We start from the raw sequence: 9,955 nt of genomic DNA on the forward strand, positions 1-9,955 counted from the left end.
AAAAACTACCTCATTGAACTCAATGATGTAGAAGATGAAAAATATTCTAAAATAAAACCTTTACAAGATTGGGAAATCTACATGGATCTCTATATCCCTTCAAATGAACGAATTTCCAAGAAAATGAAAGATGTGTTTCAAGAGGTGGTAAAATCTTGGAGATCTAAAAGTATTGAGCAATCAAAAATTGGAGTATCTAAAGAAATTATGGATAAAGAATTCAATAGGATATTGCAAAAAACAAATATTGAAAATAAAGAAGAAAAGTAAGCCCAAAATCATGCTGTTTTCTTCAACATATTTTATGATGGAATAATCATATTGCAACTTGAACCAAAGATTAGGTCAGTAGGTAATGTAATCAAAGTAATTCCAACCTCTACAATCGAGTTTATTCCAGAATTAAGAAATGTTCGTGTTGTAAGTGGCTGAGGATACGCTTAAGTTAATAACGAATATAGAAAATTTGTGACAACTCAAGAATCTCTATTTAATCAAAAAACTATTGATCGGCTTTGTAGTGAAATACAACTCTCTGCAAAGCAGAAAAAAGCAGCAATAGAATGGTTACAACTTTTACAAGAAAAAAATTAGGAGATGAAAAAAGTAATTATCCAAAATTCATGCAAATAGTTTTACAAGATATTTTGGGTTATCCAATAAAAGAACTTGATTTTGAAAAAGATAATGTAGAATTTCAATTCTCTAACTCCGAAGGGAAAAAAATTTTATGTTTTGAAGCAAAAGGAACGTCTACAAAAGATCTCTTTAGTATTCAACATAGAACAAAAAAAGAACATGAAACTCCAATCAAACAGACATGGGACTATATGGGTAGTATTGGATTAGATTATGGAATATGTACCAACTATGAAGATTTTGTTTTAATTACAAAACAATTTGGATATTCAAAATATCATTTATTTAATTTTAATTCAATTAATAAAAATGAAGATAAATTAAAAGAGTTTATCGGTATTTTTTCAAAACAGAGAATAATTACTGAAGGATTTGTTGAAAAATTATATGATAAATCTGTCACTGAAGAACGAGAATTTACAGAGGAATTTTACAAATTATTCCATGAAACTCGTTTGATGTTAATTAAGGCATTCCAAGAAAAACAAAATGTAACAAATAATGAAGCAATTTACTTTACTCAATTATTTTTAAATAGATTAATTTTCATTTTCTTTGTTGAAGACAAAGGTTTTCTCTCAAACAAACAATTATTTTCAGATAGAATTTTAAAGCTTCTAGAATCTGGTCAGTCTACTGAACATTCAAAAAAAGTTTATGATGAAATAACTGAACTTTTTACTGCTTTTGACAAAGGGTCCCAATCTTTAGGGGTTTTTGGATTTAATGGAGGACTGTTTAGTGGGGTTTTACCTAGCAAAATATTCTTCTTTGATCTAAAAGATCCCAAATTCTTTGCAGAGGTTAGACAGTATTCAAAATTACAAAAATCAACAAAATTAAATGAAAAGGCACAGGGAATAATCAAAAAATATCGTAATCAGTTGAATCCAATAATTACAAATCTTTTGTTAATGGATTCCTTTGATTTTAATTCTGATGTAAACGTCAATATTTTAGGACATATTTTTGAACAATCTATTTCGGATTTAGAAGAATTAAAAAAAGAAGGTGTTACGCGGAGAAAAAAAGAAGGTGTTTTCTATACTCCCGAATATGTAACAGACTATATCTGTAGAAATGCAATCATACCATATTTATCAAAATCTGGAGTTACAACTGTCCCAGAATTAATCAATGAATATGAAAAAGACATTGATGAATTAGAATTAAAATTTAAAGAGATTAAAATCGTAGATCCAGCTTGTGGTAGTGGAGCATTTCTAATTAAAGCAATTGATGTTTTGTTAGAGATACACAAAGAAATCCAAATTATGAAAGATATTTCAGGAAAATATTCTTCTGGAGGACAATTCCAATTAACCAAATGGAATGAAGAAACAGAAATTCGAATGATTGTTGAAAATAATATTTATGGTGTTGATATTAACAGTGAATCTGTCGAAATTACACAATTGAGTTTGTTTTTAAAATTAGCCTCAAATAATAGAAAATTAATTGGGTTATCAAAAAATATCAAAGTTGGAAATAGTTTAATCAATGACAAAACTTTTGATGAACGAGCATTTTCTTGGGACGATGAATTTCCAGAAATTATGAAATTTGACAAGTTTGATGTTGTTATTGGAAATCCTCCTTACATTCGTCAAGAATTATTTAAAGAAATTAAACCCTATTTGAAAAATTCATACCAAGTTTATCATAGTGTAGCAGATCTTTTTGTCTATTTTATCGAACTAGGCATTCATCTATTAAAAGAAAATGGAGTGTATTCAATCATTGTATCAAATAAATTTGCAAAAACTGAATATGGAGAAAAGTTACGAAATTTTTTATTAAATTATGATTTTCAATCTTTTATTGACTTTGGCGATTTACGAGTTTTTGATGATGCATCAACATATCCGTGTATTTTAACAGTAAAAAAATCAAAACCTACTGAAACAATTAGCGTAGCTAAAGTAAAAACATTAGATTTTTTCAATCTTTCTGATTACTTAACAGATATTATTGAAAAAATACCCATTTCATCTTTAGGGAAGGATTCATGGAGTTTTTCTGGTAGTGAATCCGCACAAATTTTAGAAAAACTCAAGAAGGATTCCACTCCATTTGAAAAAATAGTTAATGGAAAATTTTATGCTGGAATAAAAACTGGTTTCGATGAGGCTTTTGTAATTGATGAATCTATAAAAAATGAATTAATTAATGAAGATGAAAATTCAAAAGAAGTAATCTTTCCATTTCTTGGCGGAAGAGAAGTTAAGCGTGCTAGGGTTGAATGGAAAGGGAATTACATAATTTTTACTCGACGCGGAATAGATATTTCACAATACCCTGCAATAGAAAAACATCTTAAAAAATATCAAAAAAAATTAGAACCTAAAAAACCTGGAATGAAAGAAGGAAGAAAGCCTGGGCCTTACAAATGGTATGAAATTCAAGATAATGTTGCATATTGGAAAATGTATCTGGATGAGGGAATTATCTACACTAGATTAAATAAATCTCCAAATTTTGCTATATCAAAGCCTAATTTTCTACCTAATACATCAGGCTATCAGGCTCATTTTAATGAAAGATGGTTATTAGGAATATTAAATTCTAAAGTAACAGATTTTTTCTTAAGTTCAATTTGTCCATCAATTCGTGGAGGTTATTTTGATTATCGTTCTCAGTATGTTTCAACTATACCCATTCCAAATAGCCCTCTTTACAGAAAAGAACTTACTAAATTAGAAATTTCAATAATTAACGATCATGAAAAGTTATTCTCTGAAAAACAAAAACTACTGAATCGCGTGAAAGAGTTTTTTAATATTGATAAGATATCTGAAAATCTTGAAAATTTTCAAAAATTAACTTTTCAAGAATTTATTAAAGAAGTTTCGAAAAAATCAAGAAAGAAACCATCATTAAAAGAACTTGATGAGTGGGATGATTATTTTAATGGAAAAAAATCTATTGTTCTGAAATTAAAAAATAAAATTGAAAAATATGATAAACAAGTTGACGAGATTGTTTTTAAAATGTATGAATTGACAGATGAGGATATTAAAATTATTGAAAATGAGTTAACGATTAAAACCTAAACTCTTTTCGTTTTCCAATGCAGTGTCTGCTAGATTGTTTACCGTGATTTTTGCAATCACAATTTCCTTGACGCTTTTCAACCCGTCTTTAGTTTTAGCTCCATGTCTGAACTCGTATCGTCTTTCTTTAGTAGACCGCAGATTTTTGAGCCTAAAAGTGTGGGTTATTGTGAAATGTACACGATCTTAAATACAAATTTCGTTACAATAGATCAGTGTAAGTGAGAGAAAAGTGCGTCGAGACGTCATTCTCTCCTTTGACACAAATTTTCAATCAATTAGAGTTTAGAGTCTGAGATAAATCATACAGAGTTTTGAAGAGATAGATGAAATTTAAGATCCATGTTCACATTCATTCAAAAACATCAGACTTTGTTAATTTTAATGCATGTTGGAATATGAAAATTATCGGTTTTAATTCTGATGGAATTTTATTTTTTAGTAATCCTTGTATTACATGATATGCAATCTCTGGTTTTCTTTTCGAGTATTTTGTAACTGCTTCACTAAACAATTCGGGCTTGATTTTACTGAGATATGCCTCCAAATCTTCTTCTAAAATGTAAATTTTTTGAAATTCGTTAGGAATCTGTTTGACATCAAACTTTTCATCAAGAATGAAAATTTCTCTATCTTGGAATATGACTTCAGCATCTCTGTCTGCCAATATCAAATAGGGTATTTGAAAAATATTCAGAAATGTTTCAAATTTGGGGAAAGATTTCTTGCCACCTACATCTAAAATGAAAATATCATTGTCTTCCAATCCCAATCTTTCAGATTCATTTAGTAATGTTTGAAGGAAAATTCTATCAGATTGTCCTTCAACAAGTATAACACATTTTGCAAATAAAATATCAGGTTTCATTAAATGAAATGTAGCCATATTTTGTTGAATCCATTCACGATCCTCTCTACTAGGTTGATTTACAGTACTGATATCACTAATTCGTTCTACTCTAATAATTTCATTAACAGTTGATAGCATTTCAATAGATGCCAGTGTTGGAGAATGCGTGATAATCATTATTTGGTTGTCATTAGATTGATCACTTTGGATGGCAATTATTCGTCTCATCAACGTTTGAATTTGAAGTGGATGTAGATTCAATGCAGGTTCATCCATTAATACAATACCATCAGTATGTCCAATACATTTAGAGAGTATGAATAATGTCTCTCTGATTCCAGATCCCACTGCTAAAAACTTCAAAGATTCTCTTCCAAACATAGTATCTGAGAATGTTACAGTAACTTTATCTGGAATTGTTTTTCCAGTGCTCCTTTCAAACCCATCATCAGATTTGAGTTCTTTAGATATAATTTCTAAATCAAATGTCAAGTTTTGAGAAGAAAAAACACGCTCAAATTCATTTTTAATTAAGTCATACCGTTTTTTATCTTCTTGATTATCTCCATTTCTAAGATAAAAAAGAAAGTTTTGTAGATTACTACCATCGTCGTAAAAATTATGTTTTATTAGATCATTGGTGTCTTGAAAGTTTCTACTGTCAGACAATAATGCAATTTTTGTTTTTAACATAGAACCCAACATCAGAAAGAAAGAGTACTCTGAGGTATCAGAAGGACGTATTCCAGCCATACTAAAGACCATGTCTATTCTCATATGGGTAGTAGAATCAATTTCTCTTGCTTCTTTAGAATTTTCAGCAAATTTATTGGGAACAGGGTAGGGGTAAACTCTAAGACCGTCTGTTTCTTTCATCTGAATAATTTGATTTTGAAAATCATCTAGAGAAAAAGGTCTTACTTTTTCTACCATTTGTCCAAACGTTCCACGATCAGAAAATCCTTTCATTTTTTCATTTTGTAATGATGATATCCATGTTTCTTGATTATAACCAATACTGGTAATTTTTATGGATAATTTTGGAATGATTAGAACGTATTCCAAATCTAAAATTCTATCTTGAAAGGGAGTATTTTTCCATGTAATTTTTAATGATATATCATCAACTAAGTTTTCATAATGAGCGTTCATGTTATGAGTAGTCAAACGAAAAGTTCTGTTAGAATTATCGTTTGGGATAACACTCAAAATTTGTAGTAAATATCGTACTTCAAGTAGTGATAGTGAAAAATTAATTGTCATGTTATGGTATAATTGAGATTTCCATGGCATCATTCCACCACATCCATATTCAGTTAAACTAGTCAAAAAGAAATCAATAGCCTTGAAAATAGATGATTTACCTGAATTGTTAGTACCTACGATTAGATTTGTATCATCAAATTTCAGTTCAGTTGTAGATTCGTATGAATAAAGTCCTCGAAGTTTTATTGATTTGATTTTTACCATAATATTATCTGTATTTTGTAGCTCATAAATCCATCTTCTAATTTATGATATTCATAAGAACTTTTATTGCAAGATGTTTAGACTGTATTTAAAATCAGTTGGAGACTCTTCTAACCACTTTTCCCCCATTAAATTCACCACCAATATAAGAATAGGAAGGAGTCACGTCATCTTCAAATTCCTCAAGAAGTTTTTCAGATAATGTTTTTTGCAATAATTGCCATTCTGGAGATAGCAACTCAACTTTATCGTCATAAGAGAGAGTTCTAAGATGTTTTTAAGATAAATCTGTATCATCTTCTTTTTAAAATTATTGATTTAACCAATTTTGTACCTAAGAATAGGCTTGAATGCTTTTTTAAACTGTAAGTGTAATGTCATACTATCGTTTAATGAGATATGGAAAATGCTACAGAGTTATGTGAAAAGGGTGTTGCACTTGTCAATCAAGGGAAATATCATAAGGCACTCAAAGTGTATGACAAAGCACTAAACATAGATCCAAATAATTGGAACGTGTGGTATAACAAGGGTGTTGCACTTGATGAACTCGGCAGAAATGATGAGGCGCTAGAGTGTTTTAATCAAGCAATACAAATTAATCCAAACGATGCATGGGCATGGAGTAACAAGGGCATCACACTTGGCAAGCTTGGAAGAAATGATGAAGCAGTTATGGCATTTGATCAAGAGATAAAGATTGATCCAAACGATGCAGCATGGTATAACAGAGGTATGGCACTTGATAATTTAGGTAGAAATGATGAGGCGCTAGAGTGTTTTAATCAAGCAATACAAATTAATCCAAATAATCTTAGTGCGTGTGTTAAAAAAGACATTACACTTGACAAGATTGGTAAAAATGTTGAAAGAGAAATGGTACGAATGTGGACTAACAAAGGTGTTGCACTTGAGAAGATCGATAAATTGAATGAGGCACTAGAGTGTTATGATGAAGCATTAAAGATTAGTCGAAATTATATGTGGCCGTGGGATAACAAGGGCATTATACTTAACAAGCTCAATAGAATCAATGAGGCGCTAGAGTGTTTTAATCAAGCAATACAAATTAATCCAAACGATGCGACGGTTTGGAATGATAAGGGTGTTGCACTTGGCAAGCTCAATAGGAATGATGAAGCAGTTATGGCATTTGATCAAGCAATAAAGTTAGATCCAAATAGTGCGGTTGCATGGAAGAACAAAGGTATTGCACTTGAGAATCTAGATAAATCAGATGAGGCACATAATGCTTTTGAAATGGAGAGAGAAATTAGAAATTCAAAATTCTAACAACAAGTATGATGATACGGTTAATCGAATAATTAGGTCAAAATGTGATGAGAAAGTAAAAACTAAGATTCAAACAATAAATCTGTTCAAATTGAAAATAGATTATGAATCATCATCAGCATGCTTGTTATATTAACGCAAAATCATTACTCAGATCGTCTAAGTTACTTTTTGAAAAAAGATTACACGGTCCGTTGTCTGCGCTGTCAGTCTTAGCAATTGAGGAATGCAGGAAAGGATTCATTCTCATGTTTGAAACTCCAAACAAAGACAACAAATCGTATTTCAGAAAACGAATTTCTGATCATAAGAACAAGCTTCTGTTGGCTGCCAGAGACGCTTATTTGATGGGGCTTATGCATGATGGTTATTTCAGCAAAGAAAATCCTGTACATTCCTTAGAAGAGTTTCAGGAAAAACTCTACAAATTGCTCAAAACAAACAAGAATCTTGTAAAATTAGTAGCAGACAGTTATCTCATACAGGGACTAAATCCATTAAAGAAGAAGGGGCTTTATGTTGATTTTGACGGAGAGAAAATCATCATGCCAAAATCAATCAAAAGAAAAGAAGCTAAGTTTGCATTGGAACAGGCGGAAAGAGTTGTCAGGTATTTCCCTAAAACACATGGGTGTAAAGTCACATGAGTTCCAGTACGTCATTTCAAAACGAAATCACTGAAAAACTGTCAAGATACTTTCAACAGGTTAGAAAGGAATGGAGGATTACACAAGATGCAACTGATGCATTTTCAACCGATGTTGATGTTTATGCTCCACGAATAGATGTTGCTGTGGGCCCATTTAATGTCAGTGAAGGGAATGAAAGAGAAAATATTACAAATGTGTTTGAGAACAGTGCACCGCAAAATTTGAAAAAGATGATTGAATCAAGTTCCTTGCAAAAAAACAATAATCCACGATGCATGTTGGCTATCGAGGTAGTATATAGTGGTTCAACAAAACACATTCTTGGCGACATCACTAATGCTAGTATGATTGGATTGTACGGTTTTGTTGTTGCACATAATGACAGAATAGATGAAGTCAATAGAATTTTTGAATATACAAAAACTATCAAGGCAGTGCACAAAGCCCCAAGTGATCTTTTTTCGAATGTGAAGATTATGTCTACAAATGAGTTTTTAGAATTGTTATGACAACATCAGGATTACGAGAGAGATAAAATGGTTACAACATGGTTATTGTGGAATGTACACGATCTTAAATACAAATTTCGTTACAATAGATCAGTGTAAGTGAGAGAAAAGTGCTTCGAGACGTCATTCTCTCCTTTGGCACAAATTTTCAATCAATTAGAGTTTAGAATCTGAGATAAGTCTCCTTAAGAGAATAATCATAGAAGAATTGTTTAAAATAAGTCCAGATAATAAACAATACTCTTAAGTTCATATGAATTTAATCAATTCAATTGAATAGAAATTTTGAAAATTTATCAAGTAAAATCATAGAAGAGCTTGAACATTACAAAATAGATAAACAACTTTCAACAAATGATCAAGCATTTGGATTCTGGGTTGCGGAACATATTCTTCAAGTTGATTCGAATAATGCGGAGATAGGAATTCCAGGTCATGAACATGGTATAGATATTTTAACAATCGATCAACAGAAGAAAGAAATCACCATAAGTCAAATCAAATGGAGTGATAAACTTGAACACAAATTACAAACCGCGGAAATTGATAAGCTTTCGAATGCACCAATTTTTCTATATGATAAAAATGTAACAGGCAATAAGATTTTTGATGCAAAAAAAGATGAATTCATAGATGCCATTGATGGAGAAGAAGAGTTTACAATTCATTTACAATTAATTTTGGCGGGGGATTTTTCATCAGATCAAAATGATAAAATTGAATCACTTAATGGCACTAGTAAAAAAATTGGGAAAAAAGACTTTGACATCAAATACATTAGTTTAGACAAATCAAAACTATATGACATAGTATATCATCCCAAAACTCCAGAAATTACTTTGGAATTAGAATCCATAATGGAATTTCAAAATCAAAATCGAAGGAATTTGTTTGCAATAATTAAAGGAACAGAATTAATTAATAAAGTAAAAAAAGAAAATTACATTCCACTTTTTGAATATAATCCCAGATTCTATTTAGGTATGAGCGAACAAGATGATGCCAACATTAATTCAGGAATCAAAAAAACTGCCACTAATGATGAGGAATCTAAAAATTTCCTTGAATATAATAATGGAATTACGTGTGTTTGTGATTCTTTTAAATTAGATGATACACTGGTAACAATAAATAATTTAAAGATTGTTAACGGATGTCAAACTGTAGTTTCATTAGGAAATATAGGAAAAAATGTAAATGATGATGTACATTTACTTTGTAAATTATATGAAATTCAAGAGGATTCAAATGGTGAACTAAAACGAAATATCAGCAAATTTACAAATTCACAAAATGCAATTTCAATTAGAGATATGGCTTCAGATCAACCAAGACAAATCAGCATACAGCAACATATCGACAATAACTATGAAAAATTCTTTTGGGAAAGAAAAAGTGGCGAGAGGAGGTTATATGACACTGATGCAGTTTGGGAAAGAAAGCATAAACCAATGAGTTTTAGAATAATTAATAATTTTAAGGCTGGAAAAT

General features: G+C 30.5%; 8 protein-coding genes. 6 read left to right on the forward strand and 2 right to left on the reverse strand.

Annotated elements, in window-relative coordinates:
* Together BD31_RS06375 and BD31_RS06380 are read left to right on the forward strand one after the other, a co-directional pair.
* The coding region (locus BD31_RS06375) for a hypothetical protein (RefSeq protein WP_008300162.1) at positions 1-270 on the forward strand (270 nt) is incomplete at its 5' end.
* Between the two features lie 293 nt (positions 271-563).
* Positions 564-3,692, forward strand: a complete 3,129-nt coding sequence (locus BD31_RS06380; protein WP_008300180.1) for an Eco57I restriction-modification methylase domain-containing protein — start codon at positions 564-566, stop codon at positions 3,690-3,692.
* Positions 3,693-4,044: 352 nt separating this feature from the next.
* Here BD31_RS06380 and BD31_RS06385 read toward each other — a convergent pair whose 3' ends face one another.
* Together BD31_RS06385 and BD31_RS10090 are read right to left on the reverse strand one after the other, a co-directional pair.
* Entirely contained in the window at positions 4,045-6,012 is a 1,968-nt protein-coding gene (locus BD31_RS06385; RefSeq protein WP_008300167.1) for an AAA family ATPase, read from the reverse strand.
* 94 nt (positions 6,013-6,106) lie between these two features.
* On the reverse strand, positions 6,107-6,250 hold the full coding sequence (locus BD31_RS10090; protein WP_008300176.1) for a hypothetical protein: 144 nt from the start codon (positions 6,248-6,250) through the stop codon (positions 6,107-6,109).
* A 161-nt stretch (positions 6,251-6,411) separates the two neighbouring features.
* On the opposite strand from BD31_RS10090, the gene BD31_RS06390 reads away from it, so the two are divergent.
* The 4 genes from BD31_RS06390 to BD31_RS06405 all read left to right on the forward strand — a co-directional run.
* Positions 6,412-7,305 carry a tetratricopeptide repeat protein gene (locus BD31_RS06390; protein ID WP_008300178.1) on the forward strand — a complete coding sequence of 298 codons (894 nt, stop codon included), beginning with the start codon at positions 6,412-6,414 and terminating at the stop codon, positions 7,303-7,305.
* A gap of 104 nt (positions 7,306-7,409) precedes the next feature.
* Positions 7,410-7,952, forward strand: a complete 543-nt coding sequence (locus BD31_RS06395) for an AbiV family abortive infection protein (RefSeq protein ID WP_081583224.1) — start codon at positions 7,410-7,412, stop codon at positions 7,950-7,952.
* Positions 7,949-8,464, forward strand: coding sequence for a hypothetical protein (locus BD31_RS06400; protein WP_008300172.1), 516 nt, complete (start codon positions 7,949-7,951; stop codon positions 8,462-8,464). The genes BD31_RS06395 and BD31_RS06400 overlap by 4 nt, the downstream gene beginning before the upstream one ends.
* 272 nt (positions 8,465-8,736) lie before the next feature.
* A partial coding sequence (locus BD31_RS06405; RefSeq protein ID WP_008300166.1) for an AIPR family protein occupies positions 8,737-9,955 on the forward strand: 1,219 nt, incomplete at its 3' end.

Source organism: Candidatus Nitrosopumilus salarius BD31 (assembly GCF_000242875.2).
Taxonomy (GTDB): domain Archaea; phylum Thermoproteota; class Nitrososphaeria; order Nitrososphaerales; family Nitrosopumilaceae; genus Nitrosopumilus; species Nitrosopumilus salarius.